The sequence below is a fragment of the Clostridium simiarum genome (genome assembly GCF_018919175.1).
Lineage (GTDB): Bacteria > Bacillota > Clostridia > Clostridiales > Clostridiaceae > Clostridium_L > Clostridium_L simiarum.
The window spans coordinates 1370946-1394912 of the sequence record NZ_JAHLQL010000001.1; the positions used below are offsets into that span (position 1 = coordinate 1370946).

At 30.2% G+C, this 23967-nt stretch carries 13 protein-coding genes, 1 riboswitch and 1 other annotated feature; of the genes, 6 read left to right on the plus strand and 7 right to left on the minus strand.

What is annotated here, in order from left to right; all coding sequences use genetic code 11:
• Positions 1-53: 53 nt before the first annotated feature.
• A complete protein-coding gene (locus KQI89_RS06545) occupies positions 54-605 on the minus strand; it encodes an ECF transporter S component (protein ID WP_343216330.1) in 552 nt (183 codons plus the stop codon).
• Positions 606-900: 295 nt separating this feature from the next.
• Between KQI89_RS06545 and KQI89_RS06550 the strand changes: the two genes are divergently transcribed.
• A complete protein-coding gene (locus KQI89_RS06550; protein ID WP_106383681.1) occupies positions 901-1056 on the plus strand; it encodes a lmo0937 family membrane protein in 156 nt (51 codons plus the stop codon).
• 67 nt (positions 1057-1123) lie between these two features.
• Positions 1124-1356 (plus strand) — a binding site (T-box leader).
• A gap of 49 nt (positions 1357-1405) precedes the next feature.
• The gene (gene trpS / locus KQI89_RS06555) at positions 1406-2404 is read left to right on the plus strand and encodes a tryptophan--tRNA ligase (protein ID WP_216456398.1); all 999 of its coding nucleotides are present in this window, start codon (positions 1406-1408) and stop codon (positions 2402-2404) included.
• Positions 2405-2470: 66 nt separating this feature from the next.
• Here the strand turns inward: trpS and KQI89_RS06560 are convergent, their stop codons facing one another.
• Positions 2471-3619: a double-cubane-cluster-containing anaerobic reductase gene (locus tag KQI89_RS06560; RefSeq protein WP_216456399.1), complete on the minus strand. Its 1149-nt coding sequence runs from the start codon at positions 3617-3619 to the stop codon at positions 2471-2473.
• A 288-nt stretch (positions 3620-3907) separates the two neighbouring features.
• On the opposite strand from KQI89_RS06560, the gene KQI89_RS06565 reads away from it, so the two are divergent.
• The gene (locus KQI89_RS06565; protein ID WP_216456684.1) at positions 3908-5503 is read left to right on the plus strand and encodes a peptide chain release factor 3; all 1596 of its coding nucleotides are present in this window, start codon (positions 3908-3910) and stop codon (positions 5501-5503) included.
• Between the two features lie 84 nt (positions 5504-5587).
• Here the strand turns inward: KQI89_RS06565 and KQI89_RS06570 are convergent, their stop codons facing one another.
• A complete protein-coding gene (locus KQI89_RS06570; protein ID WP_216456400.1) occupies positions 5588-5962 on the minus strand; it encodes a desulfoferrodoxin in 375 nt (124 codons plus the stop codon).
• Between the two features lie 204 nt (positions 5963-6166).
• On the opposite strand from KQI89_RS06570, the gene KQI89_RS06575 reads away from it, so the two are divergent.
• Positions 6167-6400, plus strand: a complete 234-nt coding sequence (locus KQI89_RS06575) for a hypothetical protein (protein ID WP_216456401.1) — start codon at positions 6167-6169, stop codon at positions 6398-6400.
• A 240-nt stretch (positions 6401-6640) separates the two neighbouring features.
• Here the strand turns inward: KQI89_RS06575 and KQI89_RS06580 are convergent, their stop codons facing one another.
• From KQI89_RS06580 to lysA, 3 genes are all read right to left on the minus strand, one after another.
• A complete protein-coding gene (locus KQI89_RS06580) occupies positions 6641-15439 on the minus strand; it encodes a glycoside hydrolase family 94 protein (RefSeq protein ID WP_216456402.1) in 8799 nt (2932 codons plus the stop codon).
• Between the two features lie 231 nt (positions 15440-15670).
• Positions 15671-16972 carry a M18 family aminopeptidase gene (locus tag KQI89_RS06585; protein WP_216456403.1) on the minus strand — a complete coding sequence of 434 codons (1302 nt, stop codon included), beginning with the start codon at positions 16970-16972 and terminating at the stop codon, positions 15671-15673.
• Between the two features lie 135 nt (positions 16973-17107).
• Entirely contained in the window at positions 17108-18415 is a 1308-nt protein-coding gene (gene lysA / locus KQI89_RS06590; protein WP_216456404.1) for a diaminopimelate decarboxylase, read from the minus strand.
• A 126-nt stretch (positions 18416-18541) separates the two neighbouring features.
• Positions 18542-18717, minus strand: a riboswitch (Lysine riboswitch).
• A 398-nt stretch (positions 18718-19115) separates the two neighbouring features.
• On the opposite strand from lysA, the gene KQI89_RS06595 reads away from it, so the two are divergent.
• Both KQI89_RS06595 and KQI89_RS06600 read left to right on the plus strand, forming a co-directional pair.
• The gene (locus KQI89_RS06595) at positions 19116-20300 is read left to right on the plus strand and encodes a cation diffusion facilitator family transporter (RefSeq protein ID WP_216456405.1); all 1185 of its coding nucleotides are present in this window, start codon (positions 19116-19118) and stop codon (positions 20298-20300) included.
• A 286-nt stretch (positions 20301-20586) separates the two neighbouring features.
• A complete protein-coding gene (locus KQI89_RS06600; RefSeq protein ID WP_216456406.1) occupies positions 20587-21666 on the plus strand; it encodes a PRK06851 family protein in 1080 nt (359 codons plus the stop codon).
• 126 nt (positions 21667-21792) lie between these two features.
• On the opposite strand, the gene KQI89_RS06605 is transcribed toward KQI89_RS06600, so the two are convergent.
• On the minus strand, positions 21793-23919 hold the full coding sequence (locus tag KQI89_RS06605; protein WP_216456685.1) for a HelD family protein: 2127 nt from the start codon (positions 23917-23919) through the stop codon (positions 21793-21795).
• Between the last annotated feature and the right edge of the window lie 48 nt (positions 23920-23967).

A 23967-nucleotide genomic window follows, 5' to 3' on the forward strand; every position in this document is an offset into this window, starting at 1 on the left:
AGTCCTTTTTTTATTTTAACATTATATGCAATTAAGATTCTTACCATAGATGTTTAGGATTTTCTGTAAGCTTCTATTCCTTTTATTATAGGCATAGCGATAATTATTCCTACTACCACTTGAAGCACATTTCCAAATATATCATAGGAGGATACTATAAGCGCCTGTGTAAATGTAATAGCTTTTCCTGAAAACAATAGCTTTATTAATGCACCTGATAAAAAGTAGGCTAATATCATAAATAAGCCTGACATAGAAAAAGCCACCCCCCCCTGAATAATCGATTTACTTTCACCCTTTTCCCATAAATACCCCGCTATTAAGGCCATAATTCCCTTTATAATCAGTGTAAATGGTGCCCAATAAGTATATCCATGAAGTATATCAAATAAGAACATTCCAAGGGCTGAAGATATAGCACCCTTTTTTCTACCTAGCACAACTACTGATATAAATACTATACTATCCCCAATGTGTATTACTCCATTATATGAAGGTATAGTTATAAATGAGGCAGCTAAAAGAGTAAGTGCAGACATAAGAGACATATACACTAAGTCTTGAATCTTAATATTCCTCTTTGATAATTCATTATTCTTTTCCACTTAATACTCCTCCTTAATATAAATTATAAATTTTATGCCATGACTACCCTTCCTGTAGATAAATTCTTATAAGTTTCAGTTAAAGATAGACATCTTTATGAGAAAATCTCATCTGAATCTTCCAATTACTTAATGTCTACTACTTTAAATTATATAGTTTAAAACCTAAAAAATAAAATGTATGGATACACTTTATTACTCAGTAAATTATTAGCAATTTGAATATTAGATAAAGAATTGTGAAATAATAAAATTATAGATAAATCTATTAACAAAGATTTAAAGGAGTGATACTATGACAATATTAAGATGGATAGGTGGTCTAGTAATTTTATTTTGGCTAATAGGTCTTATATTTAGGGTAGGAGGAAGCTTAATACATCTATTACTATTATTAGCTGCTATAATCTTTGTAGTAGATGCTTTATTTGGAAGAAAAAATGGTGTATAATAGATAATTATAGTATATAATTAAATCACAGAATAAATTTTATTGAATAATTATAAAGTAATATAATTTAAAACGTTAAAAAGAAGTAAGTAAGCTTAAAAACAGATTTACAGAGAGCTGTTGATGGTGTAAATACAGCAATCATGATTAAGCCCAATGGGTCTTGGATGTGCTTAGATGAAATTTTAGTACTTTAAGCCGTTTACCTTACGTTACAAAGGTAGGATATGATAGTATCTTAATAGATGAGGACTTTGTCCTTAAATTAGGTGGTACCGCGTGAATATAAACGCCCTATGATTTTCATAGAGCGTTTTTTTATTTATAATTTTTTAAAGGAGTGTAACTTATGGAAGAAAGAAAAAAAATTATCTTTAGTGGTGTAAAACCTTCTGGAGATCTTACATTAGGAAATTACTTAGGAGCTATAAAAAACTGGGTAAATCTTCAAGAAGAGTATGATTGCTATTTTTGTGTAGTAGATTTGCATGCTATAACTGTAAAACAAGAACCTAAGGAGCTTAGAAGAAGAACCTTAGAGATTTTATCAATATATATAGCCTCTGGAATAGTTCCTGAAAAAAACACATTATTTATACAATCTCATGTATCAGCTCACTCAGAAGCTTCATGGTTATTAAACTGTAATAGCTATATGGGAGAGCTTGGGAGAATGACACAATTTAAAGACAAATCTCAAAAGTATGGAGAATCTATAGGTGCTGGTTTGTTTACCTATCCAGTACTTATGGCAGCGGATATACTTTTATATAACGCGGATTTAGTTCCAGTAGGAATCGATCAAAAGCAACATTTAGAGCTTTCAAGAGACATAGCAGAAAGATTTAATAGAGTCTACAGCCCTACTTTTACCGTACCAGACGCTTATATACCTACTTTCGGAGCTAAAATAATGGACTTACAAGATCCTAGTAAGAAAATGTCTAAATCTGAAGAAAATCCAAATGGATATATATTAATAATGGATCCTCCTGAAGTTATAAGAAAAAAGGTTAGTAGAGCTGTTACAGACAGTATCGGTGTAGTTAATTATACTGATGATCAACCTGGTGTAAAGAACTTAATAAATATATTAAGCTCAATAAAAGGAGTTCCTGCTGAAGATATAGTAAAAAGCTACGAAGGCTTAGGCTATGCAGAACTTAAAAGAGACGTAGCTGACTCTATAGTTTCTGAATTAGAGCCTATTCAAAACAAAGTTAGAGACCTTATGAATGATAAAACTTATTTAGAGGAAATATATAAAAAAGGAGCCGATAAAGCAAATTATGTAGCCATGAAAACTTTAAGAAAGATGCAAAAGAAAATAGGTTTAATTCCTAGATAATATTTTTTAATATTAAAGACACAAGAGATATAACTATAAAATACTCTTGTGTCTTATATTGATAACTTATAACATTTCTATAAAGGCTGATATTCTTGTTTTTACTTGTCCAATATCTGATTGTGAATAACTTGTTTCTAAAGACATATAAGGAATACCTTTTTCCTTTGTAACAAACTCTTTAATTTTTTTAGTTTCTACAGCATAGGTGTGACAAGCCTGAAGAACAACCTCTATAACCCCATCAATTTTATATTCATCAATAAGTTCATTTAATAAATTTATTCTATTAGTATTTGGAGACATAACAGAACAACCTATGTTTAAATATTTTTCTGCAAGGGCATCTATAGGTTCCATATCTTCATCTACAAGTCTGCTCTTTTCCTTAACTCCTGAGCAATTTTCATAACATACTACAACTGCATTATTTTCTTCTATAGATTTTATCACCTTATCTGCTACTCCACCTATAGGACATCCTGTAATAAGTATCCTTGATGCAGTTTTAGATATCCTTCTTTCTCCATTTTCATACTTACTCTTTATATCATCTATCATTTCTCTAATTTTTTTGTTTTGTTCATTTTTATCTAAAGTAAAGGAAACTCCATCTAAAACTTTATGCATTTCATATCCACTTATAGGTGGAGGAGAAAGCTTTGAAAGAGCATAAAATTCTTGAAGCAAAAGTCTTTCTTTATTTCTATCTCTTATGGCCTTTTTTATATTCTCTTCTGTAATAATAACCCCAAAATCTTCCTCTATTTTTTCCTTAAGATATATTATTTCATTTTTCCAGAGTGTAAAGGAATCTTTTCTATCTAAATTTTGTGGAAGCTGCATTACATGTACATTTTTTATTTCTCCTAAATATTCATACATCTTCTTTTTGCCATCACAGGTAGTTTCACCTACTATTAAGTCAGAAAAATATGTATAAGGACAGGTTTCTGTAACTGCAAAACCATAACTTGATTTTATAAGAGGACATAAATTTTGTGGTAGATCTATCTCTGCATCTTCTATAGGCTCTCCACTCATCCCACATAAAGATACCGGTATAGCCCCTGCTGCAAATATTATTTCTACTGGAGTAAATGTGCAAAATGTACCTACTACCTTTTTACCCTGATCCTTCAATTCCTTAACTTTTATAAATCCGTTTCTACGTGCCTCACTGAACTCTTCAAATCCTTTAGGATAATTCTCCATAAGTAAACTCTCCCTCCAACATCTCTTATACTAATCCCTATTATCTTGCTATAATTCATAGTAACATAAAAACTATCCATAGTATCATTTCTTTTATCTATGGATTTTCACTATTCTATAATTACATGCTATAGTTTAACATTAAAACAAAATTTAATTTTCATAAATCTTAAAAATTACTATTATTGAAAATTTTCTTTTTAACTGTTATAATTACTATGTTTAGAATTAAAGCCCCATTTCCAAAGTGGAATGGGGTTTAATCCTTGAAAACATAAGGAGGATTTTATAGTGGATCTTAGAAAAGAAATAGAAAAGAGGAGAACCTTTGCCATAATCTCTCACCCCGATGCTGGTAAAACTACTCTTACAGAAAAACTACTGTTATACGGAGGAGCCATAAGGCTTGCAGGTTCTGTTAAAGCTAGAAAGGCTGCAAAACACGCAACTTCTGACTGGATGGAAATAGAAAAGCAAAGAGGTATTTCTGTTACTTCATCTGTAATGCAATTTGACTACGATGGATATTGTATAAATATATTAGATACCCCTGGACACCAGGATTTTAGTGAAGATACATATAGAACTTTAATGGCTGCTGATAGCGCAGTAATGGTTATTGATGGAGCAAGAGGTGTAGAAGAACAAACTAAAAAGCTATTCCATGTTTGCGCCCTAAGAGGTATTCCTATATTTACTTTTATAAATAAAATGGATAGAGAAACAAGAGATCCTTTTGAACTACTAGAGGATATAGAAAATGAACTTGGCATAAAGTCCTATCCTATGAACTGGCCTATAGGCTCAGGACATGAATTTAAAGGTGTTTACGAAAGAGATTCTAACACTATTCAGGTCTTTGGTGGAGGCAATCATGGTCAAAATCAAGTAGAATCTGTAAAAGGAAGTATAGAAGATACTGTGTTTAATGACCTTTTAGGAGAAGCTCTTCACAATAAACTAATAGAGGATATTGAACTATTAGATATTGCTGGAGATGAATTTGATATAGAAAAGGTTAGAAAAGGTGAATTATCTCCTGTATTTTTTGGAAGTGCTCTTACTAATTTTGGTGTAGAACCATTCCTTAAAAACTTTTTAGAATTAACTACGCCACCTATTTCAAGACAATCAAACATAGGTGAAATAGACTCTTTCGGAGAGAGTTTTTCTGCTTTTGTGTTTAAAATACAAGCAAATATGAATCCAGCTCATAGGGATAGAATTGCCTTTATGAGAATATGCTCCGGACAGTTTAAAAAAGGTATGGAAGTATTTCATATGCAGGGCAATAACAAGATAAAATTATCTCAGCCTCAACAGTTCTTAGCTCAAGATAGAGAGATAATTGATGAAGCCTTTTCTGGAGATATAATAGGAGTCTTTGATCCAGGTATATTTAGCATAGGAGATACTCTTTGTAAGGCAGATAATAAATTCAAGTTTGAAGGTATACCAACCTTTGCCCCAGAGTTCTTTGCAAGGGTTAGACCTGTGGATTCCATGAAAAGAAAGCAATTCGTAAAAGGTATAACTCAGATAGCTCAAGAAGGTGCTATACAGGTGTTTAAAGAACTTTTCATAGGTATGGAAGAAATTATAGTAGGTGTGGTTGGAGTGCTTCAATTTGAAGTATTAGAATACAGACTTAAAAACGAGTATAATGTAGATATAAAAATGGATAGATTAGCTTACAGATATGTTAGATGGATTGAAAATAAAGGCTTAGATATGAATACTCTAAATCTAACTAGTGATACAAAAAAAGTTGTAGACTTAAAAGATAGAAACATACTTATATTCCAAAATGAATGGGGTATAAACTGGGCTCTAGAGCACAATAAAGACCTTATTCTATCTGATGTGGGTAAGACTACAGATTAGATTTAGTGAAAAAACTAATGAATTTAAATAGGAAATACCTTCAAGAACAGTGTTCTTGAAGGTATTTTTAATTGTTATATAATTTTAAGCTTTCCATAATCCATGGATATTACAGTATTCTCTTACAGATATTATTTCTCCACATACCTTAAAGGTTGCTTCTGGTTTTTCACCTGGTTTTAAGTATTTTCTATATACTTTATTTTCAGTTATAACTTCTATCCACTCTATATAGTGTTTTTCTTCCATTGGATGTTCAACAGCTCCAATCTTAACAGTTACCATATCTCCATCTTTTTCAACTGCAGGTACATGTTTTTCTTTTGCAGCATCTACAGTATTTTCTTCTAAAAGCCTCATTGGCTGATTACAACATACTAGAGTTCCTCCTGATGGATGTACAACCTCTACTATATTTCCACAGACTTCACATTTGTAAATTTCATGTAATTTTGCCATTTATATTCCTCCTTAAATTTTTAAAATTAAGCTATGCATAATTCAATTATATATCATACTACATTCCAATCCAAGTTCACTCAAAGAAAATTTTTAATATTTATATAATTTTTACTCTTTGTTCCTTTTTTATTCACTAATAACATACTTTTTATATTATCTTTTAAAAAATACTCCACATAATAAATATAGAGGTGATATGAAATGAATGATAAAAATAAAATAACTTATGGTCCCCATCAGAGAGACTATTTAGAGCAAGCACCTAGGGAGTTAAAGTCTTGTTCCGAAAAAAATAAAGACAGTTGCTCAAAGCTTCCAGATCCAGTACAGGATCCTATAGTTTCTAATAATATAGCTAATGTAGAATTTAATTATACTTACAATGGATTTAAGGACATATTAGGTGAAGATAACGATTCTGAACTTGATAAATAAAATATCACTTATTTTTCTATTAACCTTAATAAAATTATAGCTTAATTCTTGGATAAATTATGTTTAAGCTGTATTTTAAAGATAAGAAATATTAGTATTATGATTAACCTTTATTATGATTTTATTTATCAAACTTTACAGTTCCATCATCTTAACCCATATAACCACCGCTCTTTAGCTTGCTTATCATTTAATGTTTTAGCTACCCTATATTTTACAAAATATAGGGTAGCTTTTATCTTATATATAAACCTTAATATTATGTTCTCCCTCTTTAAAGTTTATAAAACCTTCTGGCACTACCATATCATCAATTAATAATTTTTTTTCTTCCCCTCTTAATATATGAATATTATAAACTTCTTTTTCCCTTTTATAGGTTATTTTATATTCATTCCATTCTTGTGGAATACAAGGTACAACAGTGAATCCTTCTCCTTTAATTATCTTTAATCCTAATATATTTTCTATGGCTACTTTATACATCCATCCTGCCGCTCCAGTATACCAACTCCAACCGCCTCTACCTTCATAAGGTTCTAAAGAGTATACGTCTGCTGCCATTACATAAGGCTCTGTTTTATAAGTTTCTGCAGACATTATAGATGAAGAATGATTTATTGGGTTTATCATATTGAACAATCTCCACGCATTATGACTGTATCCTAATTTAGCCATAGCCATTATAACCCAAACAGCAGCATGAGTATATTGTCCTCCATTTTCTCTAACTCCCGGTACATATCCTTTGATGTATCCAGGTTCTAAATTAGAATTATTAAAAGGAGGTGATAGTAAAACTATCATTCCCTTATCTTCCCTTATAAGATTTTTTTCCACTGCTTCCATTGCCTTTTCAGCTCTATTTAAATCCGAAGCCCCTGAAATTATAGCCCAGCTTTGAGATATGGAGTCTATTCGACATTCCCTATTTTCTATAGAGCCAAGTGGAGTTCCATCATCAAAATAAGCTCTTCTATACCAACCTCCATCCCAAGCATTCTTTTCTAAATTTTCTCTTATAAAAACTTTAGATTCTTCATATTTCTTTTTAGTAGTGTCATCTTTTTTAATAGCACATATTTCAATAAAATTATCTAGTATATTATATAAGAACCATCCAAGCCATACGCTTTCACCTGTACCCTTATTTCCCACAGTACTAAAACCATCATTCCAATCACCACTTCCCATTAGAGGTATGTTATGTGGTCCAAAGTTCAAACCTCTATCTATGGCTTTTAAACAGTGCTCATATATAGTTCCATCCTTGTCACAACTAGTAACCACATTATATCTTTCATCTTCACCATCCTTTAAAGGCTCATCCTTTAAATAAGGTATTCTTTCATCTAAAATAGAAATATCTCCAGTATGATTTATATAATCTGCAGTTACAAAGGGTAGCCACAATAGATCATCACTAAATCTAGTACGTATACCACTGTTTATCACAGGATGCCACCAATGTTGTACATCTCCCTCTAAGTATTGTCTACCTGCACTTCTTAATATCTGCTCTCTTGTTATATTCTTATCTAACAAGCCTATAGACATGGAGTCCTGAAGCTGATCTCTAAAACCGTAGGCTCCTCCTGATTGATAAAAAGCAGTTCTCGCCCAATATCTGCAACATAAAGTCTGATACATAAGCCATCCATTTAACATTATATCCATACTCTTATCAGGAGTTTCTACTTTAATCTTTCCTAAAATCTCCTCCCAATAGCTTTTAACTTGATGCAATTTATCTTCTACAGCTTTTATATCTTCCATGGTTTTTAAAATAGTTCTTATATTATGAATATCTTCATACTCTCCTAAAAATACTACTAGTTTCTTTTCTTCTCCAGGATTTAATGTAATTTGGGTACATTGTGAAAGGCAAGGATCAAAACCTGCTCCTGCCATATTAGAAAGTCCTTGCTTTTTTATAGCTAAAGGATATTCTAATGCTCCACCCTTCCCTATAAACTCCCTTCTATTTCCTGTAAAGCTTAAATCTGTCCCTCCTGTTATTTTTAAAAAGGTCTTTAGGTTTCCAAAATGCTCACTATAAGGATTTCTTGCCCAAATAAACTCCTCATCTATTTGAGTATATACATAGTTACAGCTCTCCTCTGGTGATGTACCTAAAACCATTCTAGCATAGTATATTACAGAAAGATTTCTAGTTTCAGTGCTTTGATTTTTAACTGTTATTATCTGATACTTAATAGGTTCATTTATATCTACAAACATGGTTGCCTCTCCTTGGATATTATAAGCTACATGAGAAAACTTACTATAACCAAAGCCATGTTCTATTATATATTCACCTTCATCTCTTACCGGTTTTGGACTTATGCTCCAAAAATCACCAGTATCATCATCTCTTAAAAACAAAGCTTCTCCCATAGAATCTATTACAGCATCATTGTTCCAAGGAGTTATTTTATTTTCTCTACTATTTTTATTCCAAGTATGTGAAGACCCACTTTCTGAAACATAGGATCCAAAACTTTGGTTTGCCATAACATTTATCCACGGTGCTGGTGTATTATTATAATTTCTTAGACATATCACATAAGCATTGCTTTCTGGATGAAATCCCCCAATACCATTAAAAAACAGTAAGTTTGATGTATCAAAAAACTTATTTACATTTAAGTTTGACTCTCTATTTATTCTATAATTTTTACTAATTTCAGCACTAAACTCTGAATCAAACCCTACCTTTAACCATTTAAGAGGTTTATTACCTTCTAATTCCCTATTCCACCCTTTGTCAAGGGAATCATAGGATACTATGTTAGGTATAACACTTTCATTATCCTTATAATTATAATTTCTAATGAAATTTATTGCCCTTTCCTTTGAATCATATTGAATATTGTTTAATTTAACAGCACTATCCTCCTCTTTATGGTTTTCCATTATCTGAGATGTAAAGTTGCCCTTTTCTTCATAAAATACAAATCTAGCAATGGCCATAATAAGATTAATATCTTCTTCTTCCATATTAGATTTGCTTTTAATAAATATTCCTGACCTCTTTCCTTCTTTATAACTAAGTCCTAAATTTCTCACAATGTCATAAATTTCTTTTTGTATTGGTTCATCATAAGAGACTGGTTCTTCATTAATGATTACACAGTCAAATTCTATTCCTTTTTTATTTAAGTATTTATAAGCCTTAAGAACTTGCCTTACTAAGTCAAAGCCATCTTCATCACTGATTTTAACTAAAACTATAGGATAATCTCCAGATATATCATAGCTCCATAAATTTTTTTGACTTCTAATTATATTTTTTAAATACTTCTCTCTTTCTCTTTTGGAAGGATTTATAAATATTATTTTAGAAGCTAAAACCTCATATAGATTTGCTTGATTTGACTTTATTCCCATCTGTTTTAGTTCAGCTCTAACTTGATTGTTTGAAACTTGAAAAACGCTATCTATAGTTCTTAAGCTATTATATCTCTCTGAAATCTCTAAAAGTTCTTCCTTGCTTTCTGCTATAGAGGTAACAAATGCTATCTGAGCACTATCACCCTTTTTAAGCTTAATGACTCTTCTTAGACTTAATATAGGGTCTAGAACATAACCTACAGTATTTTTTAAAGGAGCTTCATTATCCATAACTGAAGGATTTGAAAGACTTCTGTTTCTTCCTATAAAATTAAGTCTATTTGTTTCGTATTGCATAGGTCCCACAGTTTCTCCACGTACAATAACCTTGCTCATTACATAATGGTTTACTTCTCCCTTTTTTCTAGGTCTTCTACTAGCTATAAGACATTGGTCCTCTTCTATATATTCCGTGTTTATAAATAAGTTACTGAAAGTTGGGTGTGCTATATCTGAAACATATTTAGATAAGGCTACTTCCATATAGCTTGTTATTTCTATATACCTAGTACTGCTACTATTATTAGTTATAGTTAGCTCTCTTATTTCTGTATTATCATCTTTAGATACAGTAATATCTAATTTGGTAGTAATATTTCCATCACGTCGTTTGTATTGAACTTTGTCTAAGGAAAATATAGCCTCATAATCTTCTCCTTGATACTTACAAGGCTCATAGGTTGCACTCCAAAACTCATTAGAATTTAAGTTTTTGATATAAAAGTAATGTCCTCCAAAAGAAGTTGTAGGATCCTCTCTCCACCTATATAGCATAATATCTTCTTTCTTTCCATAACCACTACCATCATTAGTAACCATTAAAGAATAACTTCCATTAGACAATATCTGAATCTCTGGGAACTCAGTATTTGGATTATTATATCTTCTAATTATTATATTTTTTTCATAATTAGTTTTATCTATAGGTGAAAAATCATCTCGTCTTCCATAGATTATCCTGTTTACAGGTTTTTCTTGTAATAAAAGTTCTACAGATTTTACCTCCTTAATATTATGAAACCTTTTTTGGAATATATCTTTGTTAAGCACATTATCTAAAGCCATAAAACTCATTCCTTGATGGTGTACCATATAGGATTTTATTATGGCATTTTTCTTTCCCTTAGGTACTCTTTCTGTTGTATAATCAATAGCTTCGTATAGTCCATATCTGCCTAGCATTCCAATATTTAACAGGGATTTTATATTATGAATTGAAGACTTTATATCCACCATAAGTGCCATAACTGTAGCATAAGGTGATATAACCATTTCTTCTTCTAATCCTCTTTTAAGCCCAATTTGTGGTACCCCAAAAGCTTTATATTGAAAGTTTTGCTCTGAGTCAAAATGAAAATAGGCAGATTCAGATATACCCCAAGGAATTTTATGATTATCCCCATAATTTTTCTGTGCCTTAACCACAGACTCATAAGTTTCCTCCCATAAAGTATCTGGGTAAACCTTCATCATAAGTAGTGGCATTAAATATTCAAACATCGTTCCACTCCAAGATACTAATGCCTTATTTCTTTCAATCTTTGTTACAGATCTTCCTAGTTTAAACCAATGATCAGCGTCTATATCTCCCTTAGCAATTGCAATATAACTAGCTACCCTGGCCTCTGAAGTTAATAAATCATAATAAGAATCACTATGCTTTTTATCTTCTAAGTTATATCCAATATAAAATATTCCTCTTTCCTTATTGTATACAACTTTAAAATCTGTATCCTTAACTAATTTATCGCACTTTAAACATAAATTTTTCATCCTGCTTAATAGTCTATTAATTTGTTTAATACTATTTTCAATAAGATTTTCACATTCAAAGGAACATCCTTCTGCATTTTTTAATTTTTCTAGTAGCTCTGGTAATTGCTCTAATGGACTATTCATTACTGTATCCATCAATTTCTTATTAAAATCTCCTCCATTTATAATGGCATTATCTAACCAAGGTAATAGGTTTTGAAGCTCTTTAAGTCTTTTATTTACCATGGATTTTAATTTAGTGTTCCAATAATAGGATTCCTTTTCTTTTTTCTCTATATCAATACAATTATTTCTTATAACATTAAGGGTATTCTTATATTCTTCTATAGAGTTATAACTTACAATATCCTCCTTAAAATAAATATCTTTATCAGGTAGTTCTTCTTTTACAAGCCTTACTGTATCTTGAAGGCCCTTTATTGCCTCTTCATTTATTAGTGTTTTTTTACAATATTCCTTAATAGCCTCTGGTACCATCCATAGATAGGCAACTAAATTTCCACTATCTACTGTGGAAACATATTTAGGATATAGGGGTTTACCATTTGTAGAATCATACCAATTATAAAGATGTCCATGATATTTTTCTAAATCTCTTATAGCATTTAAAGACTTATCCATTCTCCCCATTAGTTCTTCTATACCTATATATCCTAAGTCATAGGCTGATAGATTAGATGTAAATGCCATAGCTATATTAGTAGGGGAAGTTCTTTGAGCCACTCCCTTTAGTGGATCTTCTTGATAGTTATCTGGTGCTAACCAGCTACTCTCCTCATTTATAAAGTCTTCAAAATATGCCCAAGTTCTTCTTGATATATTTCTTAGAATTAGCTCTTCATCACTAGATATTCTTTCTCTATAATCAACATTTTCTTTACTAATGTAATAAGCTATTATTGGGCTTATCACCCAAAGAATAGTTATAGGCAAATAAGTATAAAAGGCCTCCCTGCTATTTACAAAAGCTAGATAACCTATTAATATACCTATAAAGCTTCCCATTATCATGGATTTTATATAGTCCCTTATCCTCTTTCCGGCTCTTGCTTCTACATCTGCTGCTGTCTGCCATTGAAGAAGATTTTTCTTACTGATAAATAACCTATATAAAGTTCTTAAAATAGCATCCATCATCATATAAGCTTGGTAGGGGATAAATGAAAATATTAAAATCACCTGTTCTAATGTTTTTTTAAAGGAATTTAAAGTTCCTGAGATCCCTATTCCCTTTATTGGTGTTATTACAATATCAGTTATATGAAATAAAATAGGACAAATCATAGCAATAAAGCCTACTAAGGTAAATGTATTAAAGCTTAAAGGTGCCAAAGTTAAAGCATATAATAGTAAAAGTATAATAGATGGAGTTAATAGACTTCTCCTTAAATTGTCAAGTATCTTCCACTTTGATAATGAATTAATAGGAGATTTTTTATATAACCAAGGTAGAAGTTGCCAATCTCCTCTAACCCACCTATGTAATCTTAAGATGCTAGAATTGTAGTATGCGGGATATCCATCTACTAATTGTAAATCTGTAATTAATGCACATCTTACATAACTTCCTTCTAAAAGGTCGTGACTTAATACTGAATTTTCTGGAATAGCATATTGTAGCATTTGGTTAAACACATCTACATCATAAATTCCTTTTCCTGTGAATATACCCTCTCCAAAGATATCTTGATATACATCAGATACTGCAGTTGTATATGTATCTATTCCCGTTTCACCAGAAAAGAGCTTTGAGAAAAAGGTTTTACTTGCAGCTTCTATGCTCACCGTAACTCTTGGTTGCATCAATCCATAACCTCTTACTACCTTTTTTAAGGTTCTATCAATATTAGGTTTATTTAATATATGAGCCATAGCTCCAATAAGTCCCTTGGCTGTTCCTATAGGTAACTTTGTATCTGCATCTAATGTTATTATATATTTTATATCTTGGAGTTTATTAATATCTCCACTTATTACATTATAACTAGTGTTCTTGTCTCCTCTTATTAGATAATTAAACTCCATGAGTTTTCCTCTTTTTCTCTCCCAGCCTAACCAGATGCCCTCTTTTTCATTGTACTGTCTATATCTATTAAAGAAATAAAATATGTCTTCTCCCTGTGAATACTTTTCGTTTAATTTTTTTATCTCTTTTAACGTAGTATTTATTATTGATTCATCACCTTGTTCTTCTTTATTTTTTCCATCCTTAAAATCTCCTAATATAGCAAAATACAATCCTTTATGCCTATTGGCCAAATAATAAATCTCTAAGTCATCTATTAGATGCTTTGCCCTACTTTCATTATTTATTAAAGTAGGTATTACTACCATAGTCTTACAATTGTTTGGGATATCTTCCTTAAACTCTATCTTAGGAACAAATCTTGGCGGCATAAGCTTACTTATACTCCAATTAAAAATTGATATAACAATTTCACTTAAAGGAATAATCATCAATATAAATCCTAATACATATTTATAACTTTGAATATTAGGATCCCTTCTAAATATACTACTTAAAATTAAATACTGAAAAAGCAGCACAACTAATATAATAGTAGAACTATAAAGTGAAAACTTATATTTATTTGTAAATAACTTTAATTTTTCACTAAAGCTATCCTTATAGTTAAGAGAGTTTTTAAGATCTATAACTCCCTCATCAATTAAGTAATATCCTACATGACATTTATATTCTTCTTTGATCTCACCCTTATCAAATAAACTTTTACTATCTATAGAACACTGGAGAACCTTCTCTGCCACTAAACTTTCTTCGCATTTAACTATCCTTGCAAACTTCTCTAGCTTATGTCTATAATAATCACGTGAATTAAAGTCCATGGTTTTATATATACCTAAAGGATCTTTAGAAAGTATCTTTTCTACATAGCTCATATCTTCAAAAGCCTTTTTCCAATCTGTAGCATCTATATTTCTTAAAGAACCTATAGCATTACCCATAGATATTTGAAGATTAGATTCAACTAAACTCTGTCTTCTTATAGCTAGATAAATCTCTTCTTTTGATATATCATACTTTTCTTCTATCCATTTAAAAATTTCTTCCTCATCCAATCCATTGTCTTTTATCCAACTTATCAATCTATCTATAAATGCATCACTATAGGAGATATCTTCATTCATTAATACATCCAATTCTTCCTTAAGTCTATCTTTAGAATAAGCTGTAATTATTCTATCCGCTATAATATCTCCTTTTTCTTTTTCTTTATGAATTTCATTCACTATAAAGGAGTTTTTACTTATAGATTCTATTAAAGTCATTCTTAGCATTAAAGGAAGGCACCATAGTTCCCCCATAGAGAGATGCCTATACTTTTCATAAGCAATTAAAAATTCCTCTACAGTACTTTTGTCTATACTATTATCACAGTACTTAACCAAAGCCTTTGCAATAGAGTATACCCTAAGATTTCTATAGGAACTCTGTTCCTGAACTATAGGTAAATATTTGTAATAACTTTTGGGCATGTTATATTTTACTGTTTTAAATTCTTTTTCAATCATATATATATTATCTAAAAGCCATTCCCCTGAAGCAATTAGTAGTTTTTCTTTCTTGGCCCTTTTCTTCAACTCTTCATAATTTCTTATTATATTTTTATATTCTCTATCTAAAACTTGCATTAGTCTCTTTTTTTTAATTTTTTTATTTGGTATAATTTTCTGTTCAGATAAATTTAAAACTAATTCTTCTAAACTCATCCTTTTAAAATTATCTTCCTTATCTTCCTTATAATTAATTCTTGTATTATCCTCTCTTCCCTGATCACTTTTTAGATTTAATGGATACATAAATAAAGCAGCTATTGCTACAAATATAGCTAGATAGATATATATCATAATATCAGACTCCTTTTATTAGGTTATTTTTATACTCTTATCATGCTCCATTAGTGTTTCCATATTTATATAAAATTATTAAATATAAAAAATAAATAGATAAAAAAATAGAACTATTAACAAAATTAAATTTTGTTAATAGTTCTATAATATTATTGTTTATTCTTAGATTTAATAGGTACATTATCTGAATTAATATTATGTTTTTAATAAGCCTGACACTCTTTGTTGTTAAATTCTATAAAATTCCTCAAAGGATTTAATTACATAATTATGGTCTTCAACTCCTCCAAGTTCTCTTATAGAATGCATTGCAAGTATAGGTGTTCCCATATCTACTGAGCGAATGTGTAAATGTGTTGAAGATATAGGTCCTATAGTAGATCCACCTCTTAAGTCTGATCTATTTACAAACTTTTGTACTGGTACTCCAGCATTTTTACATATTTGCTCATAAACTGCAATAGAATTACTGTCAGATGTATAACTTTGATTTGCACTTATCTTTATAACTGGTCCCTTATTTATAACGGGTCTATTTATGGGATCATGTTTTTCTCCCTGGTTTGGATGTACAGCATGAGCTAAATCCGCTGATATCATAAACGAACTTGCTAAAGCTCTAAAGAAATCTTCACGTCCTCCATTAAAGCTTAAAACTATTCTTTCTAATATATCAGATAATAGATTTGAGTCAGCACCTTGTTTTGTTGAACTTCCAACCTCTTCATTATCAAAACATACCATAACATTAGTAGCCATGTTCACTTCTGCGTTTATAAGAGCCTTTATTCCTGCATGAACCATAGATAAATCATCTAGTCTTGGTGAAGATATGAATTCTTCATTTAATCCTATAACCCTTCCTTTTTCGTACTCATAAAGGAATAAATCAAAGTCTAATATATCTTCTACAGCTACAGATAATTCTGAAGCTACAGTATTTAATAAGTATCTGTCCTTTTCAAGATTTTCATTTATAAGTGATAATAATGGAAGCATATCCTTTTGCCTGTTTAGCTCTACACCTTGATTCACTTCTCTGTTCATATGTATTGCTAAGTTAGGTATTACAAGTATTGGCTTATTAACATTAACAAGCTTTGTATCTGGAAATAAAGGGTTTTCTCCTTTTAATGTAACTCTACCTGCTATAGCAAGAGGTCTATCTAACCAAGTATTAAGTATTGGGCCACCATAAACTTCCGTATTTAACCTTACATAAATATTTTCTGAAGTCATCTCTGGAGATGGTTTTACTCTAAAGGAAGGTGAATCCGTATGTGCACCTATTAGCTTAAATCCATACTGCTCTAAAGCTCCTTTTCCTACAATGAAAGCAATAAGAGCAGAATCATTTTTAGTTACAAAGTATTTTCCACCCTTTTCAAGCATCCACTTTTCTGAGTCCTTTAATTCATTAAAGCCTTCTCCTAATAATACTGACTTTACAGTACTTACTGCGTGAAATGCTGTAGGACTTTCATAGATAAAATCTATTAATTCATTTGCTAATTTAATATTTTGTTCCATGGTACTACCCCCTTCTTGAACTCTTACTACCATTTTAACACTTTTTATATATTTTGGTATATAAAATTGGGGTTATTTTAGAGTCACTAACCTTTCTATTGTTTTAAACACAATTTAACTTATAAGGCTTTTCAGTTAAACTGCATTTATATAAAGCTCATTTTTTATTATATCTTCATAGGTTTCCCTTTTACATATTAGAGTAGATTGTCCATCTTTTACTAAAACCACAGGAGCTTTAGGAATCTTGTTGTAATTACTAGACATAGCATAACAATAAGCTCCTGTAGAAAGCACAGCTAATACATCCCCCTGTGTTGCAATAGGTATCTTTACATCGCTTAAAAGCACATCTCCAGACTCACAACATTTTCCTGATATAGTTACCTGCTCATCTAAACTACCTGTAACCTTGTTAGCTAGAACACACTCATATTCTGCATTATATAGCGAAGGTCTTATATTATCTGTCATGCCACCATCTACAGATACATATTTTCTTACATTAGGTATATCCTTTATGGATCCTACTGTGTATAATGTGGTTCCAGCATTCCCAACTATAGATCTACCTGGTTCTATTATAAGTCTTGGAACCTCTATATCCAAATTCCTACATCTTTCATCCATTCTATTTATGATTATATTGGAAAACTCCTCTATTTCCTTAGGTTCATCTCCCTCTTTATAATAAATTCCAAATCCCCCACCTAGATTTAATTCCTTAACAGATATACCCGTGATTTTCTTTAAATCTCTTATCATCTCTGTCATAACATCTATAGTAGCTTCATATGCTTCTGGTTCAAATATTTGAGAGCCTATATGGCAGTGTAACCCTCTAAAGTTAATTCCCTTCATTTCCTTAATAATATCCATAATTTCTATTAAGTTTCCATTTAACACACTAAATCCAAACTTTGAATCTATTTGACCAGTCTTTATATATTCATGAGTATGAGCTTCTATTCCTGGAGTAACCCTTAAAAGTATATCTTGAGCTCTTCCAAGGCTTAAAGATATTTTATTTATTATTTCAAGTTCCTGTATATTATCTACTACAACCCTTCCTATACCAAAACCTAATGCCATATTTATTTCTTCAAAGGTCTTATTGTTTCCATGAAAATATATCCTTTCCATAGGAAACCCACTTTTAAATGCAGTATAAAGTTCTCCTCCAGATACTACATCTAAATTAAGACCTTCCTCCTTTATAATTTGACACATAGCGATAGTTAAAAAAGCCTTACCTGCATATGCTACTCTATTATCTCTTTCCTTAACCTTAAAACTATTAAAATATCTTCTGCAATTATCTCTTACTAAAGCTTCATCTATTACATATAAAGGGGTTCCAAACTCCTCTACCAAAGCAGTAGTATCTACTCCTCCAATGCTTAAATTATCTTTAACTACTTCCATTGTTCCAAATAATCTCATATAAAAAACCTCCAATACTATTTAATGCTTATATTCAGAATAATATTGGGCATACAAATATAGTACGCAGCAAAGGACACCTTTGCTGCGTACTATAAAAATTTTTTATATAGATAAACAGTGGTGTACCTTTGTAGCTCTCCATCAAGAAAAATCTTGATGACAATCCTCCATATATTTTATGAAAGACCAGGAAACAAGTCCGCCAACTTATCTCCTTCGGCCATAATCCCTTTCATCATCCCTCTACACTTGCCAGCTCTTGATGATTACTCTTAATTAACAGCTCCTCTACCCTAGGGTACCTGAATATATTCATTTTTAAATTTTATTATTTTAAAGAATACTATACTTTAAAATCTCCTAACTGTCAATAACTATATTATTTATAATTTTTTATTTTATAATTTAAAATTATAGTATTTATAACTAAATATTCTTATTAGAAATAACAAACACATCATTATCATTTGATATGAGATGTATAATTAATGATAATCACTATTATTATCTGATATGGAATCACTAGTAGTCAAGCCCTATTTCTTATATATTCATATGTTATCACAAAAATTTCTATCTACAATTTAATTAAAAGTTATGCTTACTTTATTATCAACTGATAATCTAATCTTGTAGATTCCTATTAATCTCTGTGTTATAATTATGGATAAGATAATAACTGTAAGGATGTGTTTTTATGCTATCTAATTTTCTTGTAAAAACATTCGTAAAGAATTATAAAAATACAGATAATGAAAAAGTAAGAACTTCCTATGGATTTCTTGGGGGCATAGTAGGAATAATAATAAATTCACTTTTATTCATTATTAAATTATCCGTGGGAATAATTGCTGGCAGTATAGCTGTTACTGCTGATGCCTTTAATAATTTATCTGATGCAGCCTCTTCCATAATTACCATATTAGGATTCAAATTATCTAGCATGCCTGCTGATGAAGAACATCCCTTTGGGCATGGTAGGATTGAGTATATCTCTGGTCTTATTGTAGCTTTTATGGTTATGCTGGTAGGTTTTCAGTTTATTAAATCCTCTTTCCAAAGAATAATAAATCCTGAACCTGTGAAGTTCCAAACCTTACCTTTTGTTTTACTGTTAATTTCCATATCCTTTAAGGTATGGTTAAGCAAGTTTAATAGTTTTGTAGGGAAGAGCATCAATTCCTCTGCATTAAAAGCGGCTTCTATAGATGCTCTAGGTGATGTGGTAACCTCAAGTACTGTAGTACTTTCTTTACTATTATCCCGCTTTATAACCTTTCCTATAGATGGATATATCGGAATACTAGTTGCCTTAATGATATTATATTCTGGATACTCTTTAGTAAAAGATACCTTAAGTCCTCTTCTAGGAGAAGCTCCAGATGAAGAACTTGTACGTAATATAAAAGATAGCGTCTTATCCTACGACAGCATAACCGGTGTACATGATCTGATCATTCATAATTATGGTCCTGGAAGATGTATGGCTTCTATTCATGCAGAGGTGCCTAGTAACGCTTCCATAGTTTATATTCATGAAATTATAGATAAAGCTGAAAAAGAGATTTCTAAGAATCTTAATATACATCTTGTGATCCACACTGATCCAATTTGTGTAAAGGATAAAGAAATTTTAAAAACTCAACAGGAACTAGAGAATATTTTAAATGAAATAGAAATTGTAAAGTCCATGCATGACTTTAGAGTAGTAGGGGAAGGGCAACATAAAAATCTCATATTTGATGTGGTAGTAGACTCTAGTAAACGTGGAAAAGAAATTAGTGATGAGGAATTAAAAAATATTATTTCAGTGAGGGTGAAAGAGCTTTCTCCTTATTATGAGTGTGTAATAACTATAGATAATGACTTTAATGTTATATAAAAAAAACAGAAATTTATCATTTTTTCACTTATTCATATTTAAAGTGGTAATCATCATATAAAGTTATATTTCGGACATTAAGTATCTTTGAATTTTTAATAAGATTCAAAAATAAAAACTTCTATAATTTATAAGATAAAAATATATGATTAAAGTAATATACTTATTAAAATATCTAATACTATGTAATAAATACCTATTATTTTTTTAAAATATTATAAGTAATCACCTAATAAAATGCATATTCATATATATGTATTAATTTTTAATTTAGGAGTGTGATTTAATGAAAGGTACAGAAAGACATATGTTTCTAGGTAGTAATAGTTCAGAAGGTTTTTTTTCATATTTTGATTATATATTATCTCAAAAGGAAGCTAATAAAATTATATGTATAAAGGGTGGTCCTGGTACAGGTAAATCCTCCATGTTAAAAAAGATAGGTAAGTATTTTAATGAAAAGGGCTATAACATAGAGTTTCATCATTGCTCATCAGATAGTGATTCTCTTGACGGTATAGTAATAAAAGAGCTTAATGTAGCTATGCTAGATGGAACTGCTCCCCATGTAGTAGACCCAAAAACCCCTGGAGCTGTAGACGAAATATTAGATGTAGGCAAGTACTGGGATGAAACTAAGATAAAAGAACAAAAGGATCTTATAATGAGTATAAGCAAAGATGTAAGTATGTGCTTTAAACGTGCTTATAAATATTTAAGTGCTGCTAGAGTAGTTCATGAAGATTGGAGTAGTTTAAATAATACCGCTTTAAATCTTTCTAAAATAAATTTACTTAAGGAAGACTTTAAAAACAAATTGCTTCCTATGCCAATATGTGAACTAGGTACTGTTAGACATCTATTTGCCACAGCCTTTACTCCTAGTGGAATAGTAACCTTTGTGGATACCTTATATAAAAATTATAAGGAGGTATATATCCTAAAAGGAGGTCCAGGTACTGGAAAGACTAATATTTTAAATTATATAGGAGAGGAAGCTCTTAAAAGAGGTATGTATGTAGAAGTTTTTCATGATCCTTTTATACCTACTAGAATAGAGCATATATTAATTCCAGAGCTATCTATAGCCCTATTAACCTCAAATGAAATAAATAAAAAAAGTTTAAATGGAAAAGAAATAAATATGAATGAATTCTTAGATGAGAACTTTTTGAATAAATACAAGGCGGAAATAGCTTACAGCCAAAAACTTTTCTATGAACTTTCCGGAAAAGCACTTAACCTTTTATCTGATGTTAAAACCATCCGTAATGAGCTAGAAAAATTCTATATAGAGAGTATGGATTTTGATAAGTTAGATATGGTTTATAAGGAAACTATCGAAAAAATAGAATGTTATGAATAATAATACCTAAATGATAACTTATAATTTCCCTATAATCTATTAGTTATTTTCCTCCTATATGTAAATGTATTAATTTTAATAAAGGATGAGTAGATATTATATACTCATCCTTTAATGTATCTACTGTTAAGATATTTGAAATTCTTTTAGTTCATGTAAGGCTCTTGTACACATTACATACTTAACTAAATCTTCTTCTCTATGGCTTTTATAATCTACTACAATTACTGCATCAAATTCTAATCCCTTTGCAAAGTAGGAAGGTATTAAAACAGCTCCTCCAGTATATATAGTATCTTCTGACCCTATAACTTTTATTGAAGTCTCTCTCTTTAAAGGCTCTTCTAATAACTTTATGATTTCTTCATTTCTACATATTATAGCTATGGTTTCATAATCTTTATTTTTAAAGTCTTCTAAAGAATCCTTTATCTTACCTATAAGCTCTTCTTTATTACTAAAGCTTTTCTGTTCTACTTCCTTACCTTCTCTTACAAAAGGCACTATCTTATCCTCTATTAGATATTTATTAGCATAATCCATTATCTGTTCTGTAGATCTATAACTCTTATTTAAATTAAAATACTCTATAGAATCTTCTTTAAAGATTTCATTTAAATCTGTCATAGCTGCTTTTTCTTTAGTATTTACAAGCCTTTGATTGCTATCTCCCACAATAGTGAAGGATTTACAATTTGTAATATGTTTTATTACTTCAAATTGAAGAGAATTGTAATCTTGAGCTTCATCTATAACCACATGTTTTATGTCATCTTCAAGTTTTATACCTTCTAGCTTTAATTTTATATATAGCATAGGAGCTAAATCGTCAACTATAAAAGGCTTATTGTGATTTAATCTATCATATATCTCCTCTACAGATTCATTATGAAGCCAAATTAGCTCTTCTTTGGCTTTCATTACTTCTCTTATAAGTTCTCTTATTTCTATTTTTCTGTTAAATTCTAAGGAATTTAGTTGAAGGTTTTTCTCTTCTTCTGTTAATCTTTCTTTAATAAGTTTATATTTTTTCTCTATGTCTCTAAAATACTCATCTCTCTTATCTTTTATTCTAGTGATTAAAACTCTTTTAATTCTTTTACTTCTTCTAAAAAGAGGCATATGAGCATAATGAGTAAAAAACATTTCTTCAATTTCCTTTTTATCTACTATAGTTTGTTCTTTAAACATCACATCTTTTATTGAAAAATAATTTTTATTTAGATCCTCTAGAGTTTTATCTAAGTTCTCTCTATATTGTTTTGAATTTTTATAATTTATATTACTAATTAAATCTCCATCTTCTTTTATTACAGCTTCAATATAGTCTTTAAAATTCATAGTGGTTGCTTTTAAATCCAATATGTTTTCTGCAAAAGTTTTGAAGGTTTGTTGTTTTACTGAAACCTCTCCTAAGCTTGGAAGTACCGTAGATATATATTCCATAAATATATTATTAGGTCCTAATATTAAAACCTTATTTTCTAAAAGTTTTCTGTGATTATACATAAGATATGCTATTCTGTGCAGAGCAATTGTAGTCTTTCCGCTTCCTGCTACACCATTTACTACCACTATCTCACTTCTCGGTCTTCTTATTATCATATCCTGTTCTTTTTGTATAGTCATTATTATATCTTTAAGCTTATCTCCACTACTACTACTTAATACTATTTGTAATATCTCATCCTTTATATCTAAGTCTGAATCAAACATTCCTTGGAGCTCACCTTTTTTTATTATAAACTGTCTTCTTCCAATTATTTCAGTATTTATCTTTCCACCAGGTGATTCATAGGTTGCACTTCCTGTAGTACCTGCATAAAATAACGAGGATACAGGAGCCCTCCAGTCAACTATAACCGGCTCAAAATATCCATCAGGAGTTACTCCAAACTTACCAATGTATATTTCTTCCTCCATATTATAATCATCATCTTTAAATTTTACCTTTCCAAAATAAGGTGATACCCTTAGCTGTGTAAGCTCTTTTAACCTTCTATCTATGGTTTTAAAAGCTTCTTCCTTTACATATCTTTCATGGTCAAAATATTCGATTATCTTATCTTCATCATCTCTAAACTCTTCTATTACATTTTTTCTATAATCTAATATATAATTAGATATGTTTTTTCTCTTATCTAGATATTTCATTATTTCAACATTTATTATCTTTTTTGTATCCTCTAGCTTTATTTTTTCCATAGCTAATTGAAGCTCTCTATCTTCTCTTTTTATATCTTCTCTTTCCATAATCAAAGTATAAGAAGCATTAATGCTCCTTATATCCTCCTTTCTTAA

Excerpts from the sequence above, each read along its gene's own strand:
- KQI89_RS06550 (WP_106383681.1), top strand. The coding sequence starts at position 901 with ATGACAATATTAAGATGGATAGGTGGTCTAGTAATTTTATTTTGGCTA.
- trpS (WP_216456398.1), top strand. The coding sequence starts at position 1,406 with ATGGAAGAAAGAAAAAAAATTATCTTTAGTGGTGTAAAACCTTCTGGA.
- KQI89_RS06560 (WP_216456399.1), bottom strand. The coding sequence starts at position 3,619 with ATGGAGAATTATCCTAAAGGATTTGAAGAGTTCAGTGAGGCACGTAGA.
- KQI89_RS06570 (WP_216456400.1), bottom strand. The coding sequence starts at position 5,962 with ATGGCAAAATTACATGAAATTTACAAATGTGAAGTCTGTGGAAATATA.
- KQI89_RS06575 (WP_216456401.1), top strand. The coding sequence starts at position 6,167 with ATGAATGATAAAAATAAAATAACTTATGGTCCCCATCAGAGAGACTAT.
- KQI89_RS06580 (WP_216456402.1), bottom strand. The coding sequence starts at position 15,439 with ATGATATATATCTATCTAGCTATATTTGTAGCAATAGCTGCTTTATTT.
- KQI89_RS06585 (WP_216456403.1), bottom strand. The coding sequence starts at position 16,972 with ATGGAACAAAATATTAAATTAGCAAATGAATTAATAGATTTTATCTAT.
- lysA (WP_216456404.1), bottom strand. The coding sequence starts at position 18,415 with ATGAGATTATTTGGAACAATGGAAGTAGTTAAAGATAATTTAAGCATT.
- KQI89_RS06595 (WP_216456405.1), top strand. The coding sequence starts at position 19,116 with ATGCTATCTAATTTTCTTGTAAAAACATTCGTAAAGAATTATAAAAAT.
- KQI89_RS06600 (WP_216456406.1), top strand. The coding sequence starts at position 20,587 with ATGAAAGGTACAGAAAGACATATGTTTCTAGGTAGTAATAGTTCAGAA.
- KQI89_RS06605 (WP_216456685.1), bottom strand. The coding sequence starts at position 23,919 with ATGGAAAGAGAAGATATAAAAAGAGAAGATAGAGAGCTTCAATTAGCT.